The 18,078-nt window shown below is 50.9% G+C and carries 14 protein-coding genes and 1 pseudogene; 8 read left to right on the top strand and 7 right to left on the bottom strand.

Features of this window, described 5'->3' with window-relative positions; all coding sequences use genetic code 11:
- Window positions 1–166: 166 nt before the first annotated feature.
- Window positions 167–1,072, top strand: coding sequence for a LysR family transcriptional regulator (locus tag MPB2EB_RS05675; protein WP_185181390.1), 906 nt, complete (start codon window positions 167–169; stop codon window positions 1,070–1,072).
- Between the two features lie 35 nt (window positions 1,073–1,107).
- Here the strand turns inward: MPB2EB_RS05675 and xth are convergent, their stop codons facing one another.
- The 6 genes from xth to MPB2EB_RS05645 all read right to left on the bottom strand — a co-directional run bounded on the left by xth (window position 1,108) and on the right by MPB2EB_RS05645 (window position 8,399).
- Window positions 1,108–1,887, bottom strand: a complete 780-nt coding sequence (gene xth / locus MPB2EB_RS05670; RefSeq protein WP_185181389.1) for an exodeoxyribonuclease III — start codon at window positions 1,885–1,887, stop codon at window positions 1,108–1,110.
- 57 nt (window positions 1,888–1,944) lie between these two features.
- The gene (locus tag MPB2EB_RS05665; protein WP_185181388.1) at window positions 1,945–2,601 is read right to left on the bottom strand and encodes a glycine zipper 2TM domain-containing protein; all 657 of its coding nucleotides are present in this window, start codon (window positions 2,599–2,601) and stop codon (window positions 1,945–1,947) included.
- A 141-nt stretch (window positions 2,602–2,742) separates the two neighbouring features.
- Window positions 2,743–4,251, bottom strand: a complete 1,509-nt coding sequence (gene lysS, locus MPB2EB_RS05660) for a lysine--tRNA ligase (protein WP_185181387.1) — start codon at window positions 4,249–4,251, stop codon at window positions 2,743–2,745.
- Between the two features lie 20 nt (window positions 4,252–4,271).
- A protein-coding gene (prfB, locus tag MPB2EB_RS05655) for a peptide chain release factor 2 (protein WP_185181386.1) occupies window positions 4,272–5,376 on the bottom strand; the annotation gives its coding sequence in 2 pieces (ribosomal slippage) (window positions 4,272–5,303 and window positions 5,305–5,376; 1,104 coding nt in all).
- A gap of 162 nt (window positions 5,377–5,538) precedes the next feature.
- Window positions 5,539–7,233 carry a single-stranded-DNA-specific exonuclease RecJ gene (gene recJ / locus MPB2EB_RS05650; protein WP_185181385.1) on the bottom strand — a complete coding sequence of 565 codons (1,695 nt, stop codon included), beginning with the start codon at window positions 7,231–7,233 and terminating at the stop codon, window positions 5,539–5,541.
- Window positions 7,230–8,399, bottom strand: coding sequence for a regulator (locus MPB2EB_RS05645; protein ID WP_185182675.1), 1,170 nt, complete (start codon window positions 8,397–8,399; stop codon window positions 7,230–7,232). Before MPB2EB_RS05645 ends, recJ begins: the two co-directional genes overlap by 4 nt.
- Window positions 8,400–8,471: 72 nt before the next feature.
- Between MPB2EB_RS05645 and MPB2EB_RS05640 the strand changes: the two genes are divergently transcribed.
- The gene (locus MPB2EB_RS05640) at window positions 8,472–9,725 is read left to right on the top strand and encodes a lipoprotein-releasing ABC transporter permease subunit (protein ID WP_185181384.1); all 1,254 of its coding nucleotides are present in this window, start codon (window positions 8,472–8,474) and stop codon (window positions 9,723–9,725) included.
- Window positions 9,718–10,437: a lipoprotein-releasing ABC transporter ATP-binding protein LolD gene (gene lolD, locus MPB2EB_RS05635; RefSeq protein WP_185181383.1), complete on the top strand. Its 720-nt coding sequence runs from the start codon at window positions 9,718–9,720 to the stop codon at window positions 10,435–10,437. The genes MPB2EB_RS05640 and lolD overlap by 8 nt, the downstream gene beginning before the upstream one ends.
- 18 nt (window positions 10,438–10,455) lie before the next feature.
- Here lolD and MPB2EB_RS05630 read toward each other — a convergent pair whose 3' ends face one another.
- Window positions 10,456–10,854, bottom strand: coding sequence for a hypothetical protein (locus MPB2EB_RS05630; protein WP_185181382.1), 399 nt, complete (start codon window positions 10,852–10,854; stop codon window positions 10,456–10,458).
- A gap of 211 nt (window positions 10,855–11,065) precedes the next feature.
- Here MPB2EB_RS05630 and MPB2EB_RS05625 point away from each other — a divergent pair, with 211 nt between their 5' ends.
- The 5 genes and pseudogenes from MPB2EB_RS05625 to ftsB all read left to right on the top strand — a co-directional run.
- Window positions 11,066–13,579, top strand: a complete 2,514-nt coding sequence (locus MPB2EB_RS05625; protein ID WP_185181381.1) for a DNA internalization-related competence protein ComEC/Rec2 — start codon at window positions 11,066–11,068, stop codon at window positions 13,577–13,579.
- A gap of 170 nt (window positions 13,580–13,749) precedes the next feature.
- Window positions 13,750–15,429 (top strand): CTP synthase, encoded by a 1,680-nt coding sequence (locus MPB2EB_RS05620; protein ID WP_185181380.1) that lies wholly within the window; start codon window positions 13,750–13,752, stop codon window positions 15,427–15,429.
- A complete protein-coding gene (gene kdsA, locus MPB2EB_RS05615; RefSeq protein WP_185181379.1) occupies window positions 15,426–16,280 on the top strand; it encodes a 3-deoxy-8-phosphooctulonate synthase in 855 nt (284 codons plus the stop codon). Before MPB2EB_RS05620 ends, kdsA begins: the two co-directional genes overlap by 4 nt.
- Before the next feature lie 39 nt (window positions 16,281–16,319).
- Window positions 16,320–17,603, top strand: a complete 1,284-nt coding sequence (gene eno, locus MPB2EB_RS05610; protein ID WP_185181378.1) for a phosphopyruvate hydratase — start codon at window positions 16,320–16,322, stop codon at window positions 17,601–17,603.
- A gap of 109 nt (window positions 17,604–17,712) precedes the next feature.
- Window positions 17,713–18,018 (top strand): annotated as a pseudogene (gene ftsB, locus MPB2EB_RS05605) (cell division protein FtsB); the annotation flags it as partial.
- Window positions 18,019–18,078: the final 60 nt, after the last annotated feature.

The following is an 18,078-nucleotide window of genomic DNA, read 5'->3' as shown; positions in this document are numbered from 1 at the left end:
GCGGGGAAGGCATTAAACAAATGGCGCGCGTAAAGACAAGTTATTTGATATAGAAAAGGCACAGGCTTTGCTAACCCAGGCAGCTCACTCTAAAGTTTTCAATTTCTCTAAGTTTTGTTGGGGTAACGCTGGTTTACGGGCGTTGATATGAAATAAAGGCAAATTAATGAACGAGATTAACCAACGGCGCATGCAGTATTTTTACGAAGTGCTTACCCAAGGCTCTATCCGTGAAGCAGCAGAGACTTTGAATACTGCCCCGTCGGTGGTGACTCGGCAAATTCGATTGCTGGAAAAAGAACTGGCAGTGACGTTATTTGAGCGTCACCCACGTGGTTTGCAGCCTAACGAAGCTTCTGAAATTGTGCTTGAATATTGCCGGAGCTGCCACTCACACCAAAAGCATTTAGAAACCGATCTGCAGGAAATGCGCGAACTACAGCGTGGTCATATCCATCTTGCGGTGAATCAAGGGTATATTGGGCCACTGATGGATGACGTACTGAATGACTTTTGCCGACAATATCCTCGCTTAAAGATTCATGTTGAGACGGTATTGACCAATGAAGCCGCGACCCAGGTGGCGCAAGATATTGCGCATATTGGTTTGGCGCATAACCCGCCGGATCTTCCTGAGTTGCGTTGCTGCGCTCGCACGAAACGATTCTTGCGTTTAATGGTAGGCAAAAATCATGTGTTGGCAAGTCAGCATAAGATTATGGTAGCGGATATCTTGCGCTACCCACTCGCACTTTTTTCCTCCTCTTCGGGCTTGTCGCAAATACTCCAAGCATTAGAGGAGTCGGAAAAAATAAGATTAACCCCCACCTTGACGACGAATTCAATTACTGTGCTGGAAAGGTTTGTGAATGCCGGTAAGGGCGTGGCATTTATGGTAACGAGTCTAAAGCCAGAGGTTGAAGAGGTTTATGGTTTGGTCCCTTTAGAGGTCGAAAATCTCGTTCGAAGCAATACTGAGTGTCGTTTATTTGTTAGGCGGGGCAGGCCTCTTTCCGCTGCGGTGAATCAACTGGTCAGGCGGATCATCACGCAGTTATCACTGTTTAAATAAAGTGCATTCGTTTGAGTTTGGCACTGGCGTCTCAGTCAATCTCTGATTTCTGCAATGACCGGAGCATGGTCAGAGGGCTGGAGCCAGCCACGCGGGGTTTTATCAATAATGCAGCGTTCGCAAGCCGCCGTCAGGGGAGGCGAGAGCAGGATGTGATCAATTCTGAGTCCGGCATTGCGACGAAACGAAAGCATGCGGTAATCCCACCAACTATAAGATTTTTCAGCTTGTTCAAAGCAGCGGAAGGCGTCGGTAAGACCCAGTGCGCACAGTTTGGCAAATGCCGCTCGCTCATCGGGAGAAACCAGATTGTGCCCTTCCCAGGCCAAGGGATCGTGTACATCGCACTCAGCCGGGGCAATATTGTAATCTCCGAGTAAGGCTAACCGTTCGTGTGCCGCCAATTCGCCCACCAGCCAATGACTTAGTGCGTCCATCCATTTGAGTTTATAAGCGAATTTGTCGGTTCCTGGCGCTTGGCCGTTCGGGAAATACGCGCAAATGATGCGGATGCCGTTCAGCGTAACTGCAAGCAGCCGTTGCTGCGGATCGTCAAAACCCGGAATATTGCGTTGGATGCTAGCTTCATTAAATGGTGTGCCGTCCCGCGCGAGGATAGCGACCCCATTATAGGTTTTTTGGCCTAAGTAGAAGCTGTGATAGCCAATGGCTTTTAACTGCGCATAAGGGAACTTTTCATTTGGCAGTTTGAGTTCTTGCAAACAAAGCACATCGACTGGATTAGCGCTAAGCCAGTCGATAACATGTGGGAGGCGGACGTTGAGTGAATTAATGTTCCAGCTTGCGAGTTTCATTTCACTAGTATAACTTGCCCGGATTTGAAACGGTTGACCAGATTAAGCGTTTAGGACTTAGGTAATGCGTGAAAGTGAGCCGTGTAGCACGCGCACTCGATGACCGGGTTGATAAGGGGGCGCATAGTGATAAGTAAAGGTTTGCCGGTAGCCGTTTTCCATTCTCACTCTGACTTTGTAAATAGCATGAGTGTTGAGATTGCGCTCGACTGAATTACCGGCGAGCCCACCGCCTAAAGCGCCAAGGAGTGTCATGGCAGTGCGGCCGCTACCACTGCCAAACTGATTGCCCACGACGCCGCCGGCGACGGCACCGCCTAGTGCGCCAACGCCAGTGCTATGCCCAGGCAATTGCACGACTCGTACTGACTCAACTACGCCGCATAATACGCATGACACGGCAGGTTGTGATTGGCTAACTACGGGCTGAGCGGTATCGGGTTGCACGGACTGGATTGGGCCGTTGGTTTGCACGGTGTGGGGTGGCTGTGCATCGCTTGCGACCGGCGCAGGCATGATCTGCGCTAAATGATTCGGCGCGCTTGAATTTGGTAGCGCTTGACTGGGAGTGGTTTTACTCAATGCGGTTGGCAGAACGTCCGTAACCGCGGCGACCACGATCAAGCACGTGATCAGCACAGCCGCTGTGGCGAGCGCAACCAGCGGATGAAGTTGATTAGAACGGTGAGTTGCAGGCGTGCTTGAGTTTTTCATGCTGGATCCCGTTGACAGACGTTTCGTTTGCTATGAAACGTAGTGTCTGTGATCCGCGCGTTGACAGTTGTTTAAATGTGTAAGAAATTGTTGAAGACGTATAAAATTAAGAAGAGTCGGATCGACCATGGCTCAATTGCGTTATGCCGGATCTTCGCGCCGTAGATGCGGGAACAAGATCACATCGCGGATACTCGCATTATCAGTCAATAACATAACCAGCCGATCGATGCCAATACCGCAGCCGCCAGTAGGGGGCATCCCGTATTCAAGTGCGCGAATATAATCGGCATCATAGTACATGGCTTCTGCGTCCCCAGCATTCTTCTGCTCGACCTGTTTCTTAAAGCGTGTGGCTTGGTCTTGCGGGTCGTTTAATTCAGAAAAGCCATTGGCAATTTCGCGGCCAGCAATAAAGAGTTCGAAGCGCTCGGTAAGGCCGGGTTGAGTATCTGATGCCCGCGCTAGCGGTGAGACTTCAAGCGGATAATCAATAATATAAGTCGGCTGCCATAGCTTGGCTTCAGTTGTCTCTTCAAATAACGCGAGCTGGAGTGCGCCAATGCCTGCATTGAGAAATTTGACATCGTGAATATTCACGCCTAGCTTTTTAAGCTCGTTGGTCAAAAACGATTTATCGCTTAAAGGCGCATCACGGTAGACACTATTATAGTGTGTAATCGCTTGCGTGATAGTTAAGCGCTGAAAGGGTGCTGTCAGGTTGAGCTCTTGGCCTTGATAGTGAATCTGGGCAGTGCCTAACGCGTCAATTGCAGCGTATTGAATCAATTTTTCGGTGAAATCCATCAGCCACTGATAATCAGTATAAGCTGCGTAGAATTCCATCATCGTAAATTCGGGGTTATGCCGCGGCGAGACACCTTCATTACGAAAATTACGGTTGATCTCAAAGACGCGTTTAAAGCCACCCACAATCAGCCGTTTCAAATAAAGCTCTGGCGCAATCCGCAAAAACATTTGCATATCGAGTGCATTATGATGCGTCTCGAAAGGCTGGGCGGCAGCCCCCCCGGGGATCGGGTGCAGCATCGGTGTTTCAACTTCAAGAAAATCCGCAGCTTCCATCTGGCGGCGGATAGATGAAATTGTGTTCGTGCGCGCGATAAAGGTTTTGCGGGTACTTGGCGTAACGATCAAATCGACATAACGTTGCCGATAGCGCATGTCCTGATCAGCGAGTCCATGGAATTTGTCGGGCAGCGGCCGTAACGCTTTCGTTAATAACCGTAGGCTGGTACAGCGTATCGACAGCTCCCCCTTATTCGTGCGAAAAAGTAAACCACGCGCCGCAATAATATCGCCGAGATCCCATTTTTTAAACGCTTCGTAGGTTTCTGGCCCGGCTTCGGCGGGAGTAATAAAAAATTGAATTTGCGCCGCGCCATCTTGAACCGTAGCGAAGCTGGCTTTACCCATAATACGCTTGAGCATCATGCGTCCGGCAAGCGTCACTTCGAGAGCGTGCGCTGCAAGCGTTTCTTTGTCAGCCTCCGCATATTGGGTGTGGAGCTCGCTGGCTTGATGGGTGGGCCGAAAATCGTTTGGATAGGCGCAACCTTGCGCGCGTAATGTGTTTAATTTTTCTTGCCGCTCATGAATACTGGTCGGCACTGGGGTGGCATCAGTCATAATTTATTTCTAGCGAATGTTTATACACCTTGTTTTAGGCTGGCGCTGATCAAGTCATCAAGATCGCCATCTAATACTGCGCGCGTATTGCTGATTTCGACACCCGTGCGTAAATCTTTAATACGGCTTTGATCCAGTACATAAGAGCGGATTTGATGGCCCCAGCCCACATCGGTTTTGTTGGATTCAAGTTTGTCTTGTTCGGCCTGCCGTTTGCGCAGTTCAGCTTCATATAAACGCGCCTTTAGCATGGCCATCGCTTCAGCCCGATTACGGTGCTGCGAGCGGTCGCTTTGGCATTGCACGACGATCCCGCTAGGCATGTGGGTGATGCGCACGGCGGAATCCGTTTTATTAATATGCTGTCCGCCTGCGCCCGAGGCGCGGAACGTGTCAATTCGTAAATCAGCTGGATTAACGTCTACTTCGATTGAATCATCCACTTCCGGATAGACAAATACAGAAGCGAATGACGTATGTCGTCCGCCAGATGAGTCAAACGGAGATTTACGCACAAGTCGGTGCACACCGGTTTCAGTCCGTAAGTAGCCATACGCATATTCGCCTTCGACCTTAATTGTTGCGCTTTTAATGCCTGCGACCTCGCCTGCGGATTCTTCTAGCAAGCTGGTTTTAAAACCTTTGCGTTCGCAGTAGCGGAGATATTGTCGCAAGAGCATAGAGGCCCAATCACACGCTTCGGTTCCGCCTGCACCTGCTTGGATATCCACAAAGCAATGATTAGGGTCAGCTGGGTGATTGAACATACGGCGAAATTCAATATCTGCCACGTGGACGGCTAACGTAGTGACGTCTACTTCGACGGCTGAAAGCATGTCTTCATCTGCTTCTTCGCGCGCTAGCTCGAAAAGGTCTTGGGTATTGCGTAAGTCACCATCCAAAGAAGTGAGCATAGTGACCACTCCTTCGAGCTGTTTTTTTTCTTTGCCAAGAGCTTGGGTGCGCTTTGTATCGCTCCAGATAGCAGGATCTTCAAGCTCTTGATTCAGGGCGCCTAAACGGATTTTTTTGGCATCATAGTCAAAGAAACCCCCGAAGCTCTTCAGCACGAGTGCATAAGCTGGTTAGGGTGGCATTGATGGAGTTTAGACGTTCTGCTTCCATATTAAGCGTATTCTTTGCTGAAAAAAAAGAATTATAGCGGATTGGCGAGGATGGCGCCCTATAAGCTTGGCCTCAGTCTGTATCTATGATTGAATCAATCAGGGCTGTTGTGAGCGCGACCGTCACCGCCCAAAGGTTTTGCTATGCGATGAAAACCATGGTTTAACCAAGCGCATGCTCCACCACCAATTGCAGGCGTGCAACGCCATTCCAAGTATCGCGTACCAGCCGGTAGGCAATCAGTGCGCGGGCCGGCAATGGCTCTGTGCGGTTGAACCAAATCGCTTGATAACGGTGTCTGCCGCGTATTAATTGGAGCTTTAGATGCCGCTCTTTGACTAATGCTTGTGAGGCAATCTCAAATTCAGTAGAGAAAATCGGTGCTGGAAAACCTTGCCCCCAAACTAAATTGTCGAGTAATTCAACAAACTGCGGGGTGAAATAAGCCTCTTCAAGATCGCCATCCGTTTCTAACACGCGGGTCAATGCGTTAGGACCCAGCCATTCTCGGCCAATTGCTTCAAAAGCTTGCTTAAAGTGCGGTACATCGACGGTGCGTAGGGTCAATCCAGCCGCCATTGCATGGCCGCCAAATTGGATTAATAAACCTGTATGCCGCTTTGAAATCAGATCGAGCGCATCCCGTAAATGAAAGCCTGGAATCGAGCGTCCAGAGCCTTTAACCAGCTCGCCACCGTCATCCGCTGGCGCAAAGGTTATCGTGGGCCGGAAAAAACGTTCTTTGAGCCGTCCTGCGACAATCCCTATGACGCCTTGGTGCCAACTTGGATTGAAGAGGGTCAGGGTGGCACAACCCGATGGATCAACCTCACTTAGTTCAGCAAATGCTGTTTGTTGCATCTCGGCTTCGATTTCGCGCCGCTCGCGGTTGATGGCATCCAGTTGTTGCACCAGCGCCCAAGCGCGCCCAACATCATCCGTCAGCAAGCATTCAATGCCAAGCGTCATATCCGCTAAGCGGCCGGCGGCGTTAAGGCGGGGGCCAAGCGCAAAACCAAGATCAAAACCTGACGCGCATTTCGCATCGCGGCCAGCGACGCGAAAGAGGGCAGCAATGCCAGGTTGCATCCGGCCAGAGCGGATGCGCGCGAGTCCTTGGGCAACCAGGATTCGGTTATTGGCATCGAGTTTAACCACATCCGCTACAGTGCCAAGCGCAACTAGATCAAGTAAGCTATCCAGGCGGGGTTCTGGACGGCTGTTAAAGGCGCCGCGCTTACGGAGTTCAGCGCGTAAGGCAAGTAAAACATAAAACATAACCCCTACCCCAGCGAGGTTTTTACTCGTAAATGTGCAGCCTGGTTGATTTGGGTTAACAATTGCGCGGGCAGTGGGTAATGTTGCTCCAGGCAGATGGTGATCCGTGATCAGCACATCTAGGCCGAGCGCCGTGGCGGCAGCAACCCCATCGACGCTGGCAATGCCATTATCAACTGTAATCAGGAGCTTAGGTTCTCGCTGAGCGGCCAGCGCAACGATATCCGGAGTCAGGCCATAGCCGTATGTAAAGCGATTAGGGACTAGATAATCGACCTGTGCGCCAAACAAGCGTAGACCCCGCACAGCCAGGGCGCAAGCGGTTGCACCATCGCAATCATAGTCTGCGATGACGATCATTTTGCCGCCTGTTTGAAGGGTATCGGCAAGCAAGGTGGTGGCGGCGCTCATGCCTTTGAGTTGATCTGGCGCGATGAGGCGCGCAAAGTGAGTTTCAACCTCATGGGTGTGGCAAATGCCGCGTGCCGCATATAAGCGGGCCAGCACAGGATGTAATCCGCTACGAATTAAAACTTCAGTACGAGCAGGCGCAGCTAGGCGCGGAATAATTTGAGTCATGCTTCAAGCAAAGAGGCAGTTGATCGGCGCCGCCAGAATTTGCGCAGATCAGCGCGCGTTGCGGTTAGTGTGATTGAAGAAACTTCGCCACATAGAGTTACAGTCAAGGTTCGCAAGGCTCCATTCTGTAGTGCAGCAAGTGCCGGGGCGAACCAGTTCTGCTCAAGAGCCGAGAGCGTGGCTGCCCAGCCAGGCCAATCTTGCTGCAAAAATGGCGCGCTTAGAGCATCGAGCTCAACCAGTATTTTGGCTGCGCCTGCGTGAGTCGTTGGCGCAGTGGTAAAGGGGGCAAGCAAGTTAAAGTGAGCCGGTGGAAAGCCGATTTGATGCGGCGCGTCTAATCCCGCGGCAAGTGCGAGGCCGCGTGCTGCAGGCGTTTTCGCTAAAATACAGGTGAACGGACGGGTGACGGGCCGCTCTGAGCCTTGTGCATAGAGCCAAATCGAATTTGCGGTATAAGCGCCACGGGTTTCGCGTGCATGATTGATCGGATCTTCAAACCAAGCCATCTGGACTTCATTTTGTACCTTCAACCATGTGCGTGAGGGCATGTCTGTTCGGGTTTCGCGCGGTAGCCAGATTTCAATATTACGCCCAGCGGCGCGTAGTGGCGAAGCGCCTGAGATCCCTTGCAATGAGGGCGCTGAAAGATACCAGCGTAATGGTGTGGGCGCCACCAGCGTGATGCCTAGTGAGGTCATGAGCGGCTGAGCTGTTTTAAGAAGGGCGGCGGCTTCATCCGCAGCAAGCATTAGATGCGTTGGATCAATCAGAATGAGATGATCATGCGCAAGTTGCAGATGCACCGGTTCTACGCACGCCCAAACAGTTGTCTCGTCTGGTTGAGCGATAGGATTGAGACGGCTATCCATGGCGGCATGAGCGGCTGTCTCAGCTTGGGCTTGTGCTTGATCGGCTAGCAGCATATAAGGCGCGAGCGGCGCTTCATCAATGGCAGTTGATTCAATCACATTAAAGCGCCGCGCCAGCCAGCGCTCATGCGGTAATGTACGCTGAAAATCTGTCCCGACCGATTTTTCTGTTAAGGTTGCACGGGCGAGGAATTTGGCTAGCGCACCTTGCTCTAAAGCGGGTAACGTATAGTCGGCAGCGCGCTGGGCCGGTAGCGAAAACGGCAATAGAAGGTGCAGCTCAGGAGATTGCATAGTCATAGCAACCGCATTGTATGGCAAACTCCACTCCCATTTAATATTGATTTTTGATTTTGGTAGCTTAACTTGAAACTTCCTTACGAATGGCAGATTGGCTGGCGCTATACGCGTGCAGGTAAAAGGACCACCGGCAATGGCTTTATTTCTTTTATTGCGCTGATGTCAATGACGGGCATTGCGCTTGGCGTAGCGGCGCTGATTATCGTGCTCTCGGTCATGAACGGTTTTCAAAAAGAAGTGCGTGATCGGATGCTGTCAGTGCTTGCCCATGTTGAAATTTTCGCGCCTAACGGGAGACTGACTGATTGGCGGCAAACCGCGCATGAAGCATTGCGCAACCCAGCCGTGCTGGCGGCTGCGCCGTATGTCGAGGCGCAAGGGTTATTGACTCGCCAAGGTGAGATGAGAGGTGTTGTATTGCGTGGGGTAGAGCCATCTCTTGAGCAACACGTATCGGGCCTAGGCGCGGAGATGAAGGCGGGGCGTTTAGCGGATCTAAAGCCGGGTGATTTTGGCATTGTATTAGGTGCGCAGCTAGCGCAACAGCTTGGGGCCGAAGTGGGTGATAAACTGATTTTGCTTGTACCGCAAGGCTCATTGACGCCGCTTGGCATGCTGCCGCGGTTCAAGCAATTTGCCGTGACCGGTATTTTTGAGTCGGGACATTACGAGTTTGATAGTGCTTTAGCCTTAATGAATATCGCTGATGCGCAGACGCTTTTCAGTTTAGCCGGCCCAACCGGCGTGCGGCTGCGTTTACAAGATATGCAGCGTGCGCCAAACATTGCTCTTGAGCTGACCCGCTCATTGTCAGGCAACCTTTATATCCGAGACTGGACTCGACAGAACCAGACTTGGTTTGCGGCGGTGCAAATTGAAAAACGTATGATGTTCATTATTTTGACGCTGATTATTGCAGTCGCTACCTTTAATTTAGTTTCCTCATTGGTCATGACCGTGACGAACAAGCAGGCTGATATTGCCATCTTACGCACGCTAGGCGCACAACCGGCTTCGATTATGAAAATCTTTATGGTGCAAGGCATGACCATTGGTTTGATTGGTACTCTGCTGGGCGTGGCGTTAGGCTGTTTAATTGCGGTCAATATTCCGACTATTGTGCCGTTTATCGAGCATATATTGGGTATCCGCTTTTTGCCCCCTAGTATTTATTTTATTAGCGAGTTGCCATCAGACCTCAAGCTATTAGATGTGACCAAAATTGGTGCCATCTCTTGTTTATTATCTGTGCTGGCAACGCTATACCCCAGTTGGCAGGCTGCCCGCGTGCAACCTGCGGAGGCTTTGCGTTATGAATAAACCCAGCCAGCCGCAAAATCCGGCTGCAGAAATCGTGTTGCAGGCCAGCGGAATTACAAAAACTTTTGCCCAGGCTAGCACACGCTTGGAAGTTCTACAGAATGTACAGTTAACAGTGCAGCGCGGAGAAAAGCTTGCCATTGTCGGTGCATCAGGCTGTGGCAAGAGTACTTTATTGCATATCTTAGGTGGGCTGGATGCTCCGGATAAAGGGGATGTGTCCCTGTTGGGTAAAGCATTTAGTGTGCTCAATGATCAGCAGCGTACTACGTTGCGTAATCAAGCGTTAGGTTTTATCTACCAATTTCATCATTTGCTGCCGGAATTTAGCGCACTAGATAATGTTGCCATGCCACTTTTGATCCGTCGCCTTACCCTGGCCAAGGCGCGTGATATTGCTGCGCAAATGCTGGCGCGCATGGGCTTGATGGCGCGTGCCAAGCATCGTCCAGGCGAGCTGTCAGGGGGAGAGCGGCAACGGGTGGCGGTAGCACGCGCCTTGGTTAATGATCCTGCTTGTGTGCTAGCGGATGAACCCACCGGCAATCTTGATGCCAGCACGGCCAAGACAGTATTTGAGTTGTTGCTTGAATTATCGCAGACCTTAAATACCAGTTTTGTGATTGTCACGCATGATGCCGAGCTTGCTATGCGTTGTGATCGGATCTTGCGGCTAAAAGAGGGCGCTTTACTCGCAACAAATGTTGTTTGACGGTTTTTTCTGGAATGGCTATAGAGGGGTTGAAACAAGGGCTTTTATAAAAATGCCCAAGGCCCCCAAGCCTGCAATCAGAATGCCGCCAACAATGGAGCTGATTTTAATCACTAAATGTAGTTGAAGACTCTCTAATTTAGCGTAAACCGCCGCAAACTTAGCGTCAACTGCCGCAAACTGCGTATTCATGTCTTTACGTAGATCGCTTATTTCATGGCGAAGTTCGATGGCTAGCTTTTCTAGGTCTGCGCGAATTCTGGATTCAAACAAACGGAGATCTATTTTAGTGACGAATTGCGCTATTTTATACGAATCATGCACTGCAGTAGAAATGGCTCTGGCTTGCTTTTCATCAATGCCTGTTTCGGTGAGAGTTTCAACGAATAATAGCGCATCAAACGGGATAGCACTCATTACATTCAACCTTATTTTGGTTTAAATTTAAACTTAATAATATCATGAATTAAGAATTTTTGAACACAATTTTTAATTCATTAAAACATAAAACAGCTAAACGTCGAAGGTAAGTTTTATAGGCCTAATAGCCAATTTTAGAGGCGCGTTAGGTCAGGCTAATGCCTATTTGCTCATAATTAAAGCAATCAGAAACTCAATATGAGCCAATATGGTAAGAGTCGCGCTAGTTTGCTTTGCTGCGGGGACTTGGGCATTACAGCAAAGTGCTGAACTTCCCTCGCTTTGGGGCTTATGCATAGGTGTTGCATCACTGAGCCTGTGGGCAGTGGCTCCACGTGTTTTACATCGTATGCAGTGGCCGCGGGGCAGAACTCTATGGCTCATGTGTGCGGCCTTTTTGGCAGGGTATAGTTGGGCTGCTTGGCGCGCGCAGCTGCGCTTAGCCTATACATTGCCGCTTGAATTCGAGCGGCGCGATATTAAAGCGACGGGCATTATCGCCAGTGTGCCATTAACTGATGCACGCCGTACGCGTTTTATTTTCAAAATTGAGCAGAGCGACCCCACCGCGCCTTTTATGCCGCGTTTGGTCCAACTCAGTTGGTACGCACAAGCGGGGCTGACGCCTGTACGCCTGCGTCCAGGCGAGCGTTGGACGTTCACGGTGCGGCTGGTGCGTCCACATGGCAATGCTAATTATCACGCGGCTGATCTTGAGGCCTCTATGCTTGAGCGTAATCTGCGGGCGACGGGTTATGTGCGTGAACACCCTACACCACAGCGCAGGTTGGGGCATGCTAATAGTCTTCTGATTATGCTTGAAGGTTGGCGTGATAGACAGCATAGGCGTATCAATGAAGTGTTAGGTAATGCACCCCATACAGGAATCGTGAGCGCACTTGCGCTTGGACTGCAAATGGGCATTTCTCCAGATGATAGGCAACGCTTTACGCGTACGGGTACCAATCATCTGGTGGCAATTTCGGGTTTGCATATTTCCCTCGTCGCTGGTTTTGCTGCGGCGCTAGCGAGCTGGTTATGGCGGCGCTCTTGCTGGATCGGCAAGGATTGGCCACTATGGCTGGCGGCGCCGCGAGTTGCTGCTGTGGCGGGTGCGGGCGCGGGTTTCCTCTATGCTGGCTTGGCTGGGTTTGGCGTACCCGCACAACGAGCATTGTTGATGCTCCTGATCGTTGGGATATCTTTTTTAAGTGCGCGTCGCGTTGCAGCCTCGGCAGTTTTGGCCTGGGCTTTGGCCGTGGTGGTTACGCTTGACCCTTGGGCGCTGACGTCGGCAGGCTGTTGGCTCTCGTTTGGTGCGGTGGCGGTGATTTTGCTGGCCGCTAGCGCCAGTCGTGTCACGCACTCTGAGTCAGTCGATCAGGTGGCTAAAGTCAAAGTCGGGCGTCAGTGGTCTATAGCCAGTATCCATCGTCGGCTAACATCTCAATGGCACCGAATGTTATTAGGGTTCAAGACAGCGGCTCAAATTCAAGTAGCGGTCAGCCTTGGTTTGATCCCATTGACGGCTCTTTGGTTTGCGCAAGTACCATTATTAAGCCCGTTAGCGAACGCCTTTGCAATTCCGTGGGTGAGCTTTTTAGTCACGCCTCTTGTATTGATAGGGATGGTAGTGCCAGCGCCACTTGATATTTTTGCGTTGCAAGCCGCCCATGCATGCTTGGTGGTGTTGGCCGCGGTGCTGGATGTGATTGCTGCCCCGTCATGGGCGCTGTATTCATTACGCACGCCAGATGCGTTAGCCCTGGCATTTGCTGCGCTTGGCATTGGCTGGAGTTTGCTGCTGCCAGGTTGGCCCTTGCGTGGTGCTGCGCCACTGTTATTTTTGCCATTGGCTGTACCGCCTTCATCCGCGCCCGCAGAAGGTGAATTTCGTATGACGGTGCTAGATGTAGGGCAAGGCGCCGCAGCCTTGATTGAAACGGCTCACCATCGCCTGCTGTTTGATACCGGACCGCGTTACGACGTAACTTCTGACGCAGGCCAACGAATTGTGATGCCATTTCTTCGTGCACGGGGCATCAAACAGCTCGATGCGCTGGTGATTAGCCATGCAGATACGGATCATGCAGGCGGTGCGAGGACAGTGTTGGCTGAGTTGCCAGTCGTTCGCATGCGCGCCTCCCTAGTGCCTAAGCATCCGTTATGGCGTCAAGCGCGCGCACAACACGTTAAGGATTCTGCTGAATGTCGTGCAGGCGAAAGTTGGGTGTGGGACGGCGTGACTTTTACTATGCTATGGCCTGATGAAAAATCTAAGCGTGGGACTCCCTTAAAAGCCTCTCAAAAAAATCGGGGACGTGAGCTGCGCAATCAAGTCAGTTGTGTTTTACATGTGAGTAACACGCATCATGCCGCATTGCTGCCAGGCGATATTGAGGCGCGTGAAGAGCGCGCTTTGTTGGCGCAGCAACCCGCGGCATTAAGCGCAACCATATTGTTAGCGCCACATCATGGCAGTCGAACCTCATCAAGCGCGGATTTTTTGGCGGCTGTGGCGCCGCGTGATGCAGTTTTTCAAGTCGGTTATCGCAATCGCTTTAAGCACCCTAATGCAGGGGTAGTAGCTCGTTATCAAGCGTATGGCATTACCTTGCATCGGAGTGACCAAGATGGCGCGGTGCAGTTTCAAAGCGCCGGCACTGAAATTTTTGTTGAACGCTATCGCACAGCGCGCCGACGTTATTGGATGGGACATTGATGGCATAAGCAGAGTTAAGCCAAACTAAGGCCAATTCGTTTAGGGCGCAGGCTAGCTGGTGCAAAATTGAAGTGCTCTAAAGACGTCAAAATCAAATATTTGGTAAGAGAGCATAAACACATAAACGCTTGCACACGGTATAATTCGGCTTTCCTGCGAGCAATTTAGCAATGACTCAATACGTGTTTGTGACCGGCGGTGTCGTCTCTTCTCTTGGCAAAGGCATTGCCGCTGCTTCACTGGCCGCGATTCTTGAATCGCGTGGCCTTAAAGTAACTCTGCTTAAACTTGATCCGTATATCAATGTCGATCCCGGCACCATGAGTCCATTTCAGCACGGCGAAGTATTCGTGACGGAAGACGGTGCAGAGACAGATCTTGATCTCGGTCATTATGAGCGTTTTATTAGCACTAAGATGCGCAAGGCGAACAACTTTACGACTGGGCAAATTTATGAATCAGTCATTCGTAAAGAGCGTCGTGGCGAATATCTTGGCAAAACCGTGCAAGTGATTCCGCATATCACGAACGAAATTCAGGCTTTTATAGAGCGTGGCGCGCGAGCGGCAACATGTGGCGAACCTGATGTTGCAATCGTTGAAATCGGCGGCACGGTAGGCGATATTGAATCCCTTCCTTTTCTTGAAGCTGCGCGGCAAATGAGTTCGCGCTTGGGGCGTCGTCAGGCTTGCTTCGTGCATTTGACGTTGGTGCCTTATCTAGAGGCTGCGGGTGAACTGAAAACCAAGCCCACTCAACATAGCGTGCAAAAGCTGCGAGAAATTGGCATTTTGCCGCATGCATTGCTGTGCCGTGCTCAAAGCCCGATTCCGGCCGATGAGCGCGCTAAAATTTCGCTCTTTACGAATGTGCCGCAAGAGGCTGTAATTTCAGTCTGGAATGTCGATAATATTTATAAAATTCCACAAATGCTGCATAACCAAGGCCTTGATGAAATCATCTGTAATGAACTTGGGTTAATGCCTGCACCCGCTAATTTATCGGTATGGGCTAAGCTGGTTGAGGCGCTTGAGCGCCCCCAACATCGTGTGGTGATTGGGATGGTGGGTAAGTATGTTGAGCTGACTGAATCTTATAAATCGTTAATCGAGGCGTTAAAACACGCAGCAATTCACACTTCGACTGAGGTCAGCATCGAATATATTGATTCAGAGCTGATCGAAAGAGACGGGCCATATAGTCTTGCGCATTTAGATGCAATTTTGGTGCCGGGTGGTTTTGGCCCGCGAGGTACGGCAGGTAAAATCGCCGCGATTCAATACGCGCGCGAAGCCAAAGTCCCCTATTTGGGTATTTGCCTGGGGATGCAGCTTGCGGTGATTGAGTTCGCCCGCCATGTGGCAGGGTTGAGCCAGGCCAATAGTACTGAGTTTGAACCGGCAACGCCGTATCCGGTAGTCGCGCTGATTACTGAATGGCAAGAGAGCGATGGCCGGGTTGAGAAGCGTAGTGCGAACTCAGATTTGGGCGGGACCATGCGTCTAGGCGCTCAGCGCTGTCCAATCAGACCAGCTACGCGTGCTGAAGCAATCTATGGCACTCATGTTAACGAGCGCCATCGTCATCGTTATGAGGTCAACAATCATTTCGTGCCAATGCTTGAAACGCAGGGAATGTTAATTAGCGCGCGCACTCCGACTGAAAATTTACCTGAGATGATGGAGTTACGTAGTGATTTGCATCCCTGGTTTGTGGGGGTGCAATTCCACCCTGAATTTACTTCGACCCCACGCGATGGGCACCCGCTTTTTAAAGCCTTTGTAACAGCCGCGCTTAATTATCAGTGTAGTCGTAGCGAGACTGCAGCCCCCACGGGGAGTCTTGCATGAAGCTTGGTAACCTCGAAGTAGGCCTTAACCAGCCATTTTTTCTGATTGCGGGCACCTGTGTTATCGAATCTGAACAACTTACGCTAGATACGGCAGGCACGCTCAAAGAAATGTGTGCTGAGTTAGGTATTCCGTTCATTTATAAAGGCTCATATGATAAGGCCAACCGCAGCTCAGGCCAGTCATTCCGTGGCTTGGGCATAGATGCAGGACTGCATATTCTGGCAAAAGTGAAGCAGCAGATTGGCGTGCCGGTGCTAACGGATGTGCACACCAAAGATGAAGTGCCGTTGGCAGCTGAAGTCGTCGATGTCTTGCAAACCCCAGCTTTTTTGTGCCGCCAAACGGACTTTATTCAAGCCTGTGCGCGTTCCGGTAAACCTGTGAATATTAAAAAAGGGCAGTTTCTTGCTCCGCATGATATGAAACATGTTATCGACAAAGCGCGTATCGCGGCACGCGAGGCAGGGCTTGATGAAGATCGGTTCATGGCGTGTGAACGGGGGGTATCATTTGGTTACAACAACCTGGTTTCTGATATGCGAGCGCTAGCGATTATGCGCGAGACGGGGGCGCCAGTTGTATTTGATGCCACCCATTCAGTGCAGTTGCCCGGTGGGCAGGGCACTGCTTCAGGCGGTGAGCGTCAGTTTATTCCAGTGCTGGCTCGGGCGGCAGTGGCGACGGGCATTGCTGGGCTTTTCATGGAAACCCATCCAGAGCCGTCTAAGGCAAAATCAGATGGCCCTAATGCGGTACCGCTTAAACGCATGCGCGCGTTGCTTGAAACGCTTAGCACATTAGATGCGGCTGTCAAGCGAGCTCCATGGCTTGAGCATGATTTTAATTAAATCAGGGCTTTTCAACCTAACGACTTTTTTGAGGAAAATATGAGTGCCATCGTTGACATTATCGGCCGCGAAATACTAGATTCCCGGGGTAACCCTACGGTCGAATGCGATGTATTACTCGAATCAGGCACCATGGGCCGGGCAGCGGTGCCATCAGGCGCTTCAACCGGCTCACGCGAAGCGATTGAGTTGCGCGATGGCGAGCCTAGCCGTTACTTAGGTAAAGGGGTGCTCAAAGCGGTCGAACATATTAATACTGAAATTTGCGAAGCAGTGATCGGTCTTGATGCTTGTGAACAAGCGTTTTTGGATAAAATCTTACTTGAGCTCGATGGCACTGATAACAAAGCGCGACTTGGCGCTAATGCATTGCTAGCGGTATCCATGGCGGTGGCAAAAGCGGCGGCTGAAGAAGCGGGCTTACCCCTGTATCGGTATTTTGGTGGCTCAGCCGCGATGCAAATGCCAGTGCCGATGATGAATATCGTCAACGGCGGCGCTCATGCGAACAATCGCCTGGATATTCAAGAATTTATGATTGTGCCGATGAGTCAGCCGAGTTTCCGTGAGGCTTTGCGTTGCGGCACTGAAGTGTTTCACGCGCTCAAAAAGATTTTGGTAAAGCGCGGGATGAGCACAGCGGTTGGCGATGAAGGTGGTTTTGCGCCGGATTTTGCTAGCAACGAGGAGTGTTTGTCGACGATATTGCAAGCGATAGAAGTGGCGGGCTACCGGGTGGGTGAAGATGTTTTACTGGCGCTTGATTGTGCCGCGACCGAATTTTATCGAGATGGGCGTTATCAACTTGCTGGAGAAGGGCTACAACTACACGCGAATGAATTTACTGATTATCTGAGCGCGTTGGCTGATAAATTTCCTATTGTATCTATCGAAGACGGCATGGCTGAAAACGACTGGGACGGTTGGCGGCTATTAACGGATAAATTGGGTAAAAAAATCCAATTAGTTGGCGATGATTTGTTCGTAACCAATACGCGTATTTTGAAACAAGGCATTGACAGTGGCATCGCCAATTCAATCTTGATCAAAATTAATCAAATTGGCACTCTGACGGAGACCTTTGCCGCGATTGAAATGGCAAAGCGTGCTGCTTATACAGCTGTGGTCTCGCATCGCTCGGGCGAGACGGAGGATGTGACGATTGCTGACATCGCGGTAGGTCTAAATGTGGGGCAAATCAAAACGGGATCGCTGTCACGTAGCGATCGAATTGCAAAATATAATCAATTACTGCGAATTGAAGAAGATTTAGGCGAGATTGCCAGCTATGGCGGTCGTGCCGCATTCTATAATTTGCGGTAATGGGTCACTGTAAAGCGGTGGTTTTTCATAGCGTTTATTTGCCTGGGCGATCACAACCGTGTGGTGCGTGAGCGCGAAATTTGTCGTGCCCTAGCCTTTTTGTCATACGATGCGGCTTGTTACAATTGTTTTAACCATTCTTTTGATTCTCATCCAGTATCCGCTGTGGTGGGGGCGTGGTGGTTGGTTGCGCGTGCATGAGCTTAAACAGCAGCTTGCACGCCAGCAGCAAAAGAATGCGGAGCTAAAATTGCGTAATGAGCAGTTAGTGGGAGAGGTGCGCGATCTGCAGAACGGCACAGCCGCCATTGAGGAGCGCGCGCGCTATGAATTAGGCATGGTTAAGAAAGGAGAGATTTTTGTTAGGGTAGCGTCTGATCCGCCGCCCCGTGTCGAAACAAGAGAAAACTCAGCTAAGCCTAAACCGACCCGTAAATAGCTGTACTCCGCCCAGCTGGCAAGAAAGTGAGCTGGG

Source organism: Mycoavidus sp. B2-EB (genome assembly GCF_014218255.1).
GTDB lineage: Bacteria > Pseudomonadota > Gammaproteobacteria > Burkholderiales > Burkholderiaceae > Mycoavidus.
Note: the sequence above shows the minus strand (reverse complement) of the source record. Positions and strands in the feature narration are given on the sequence as shown.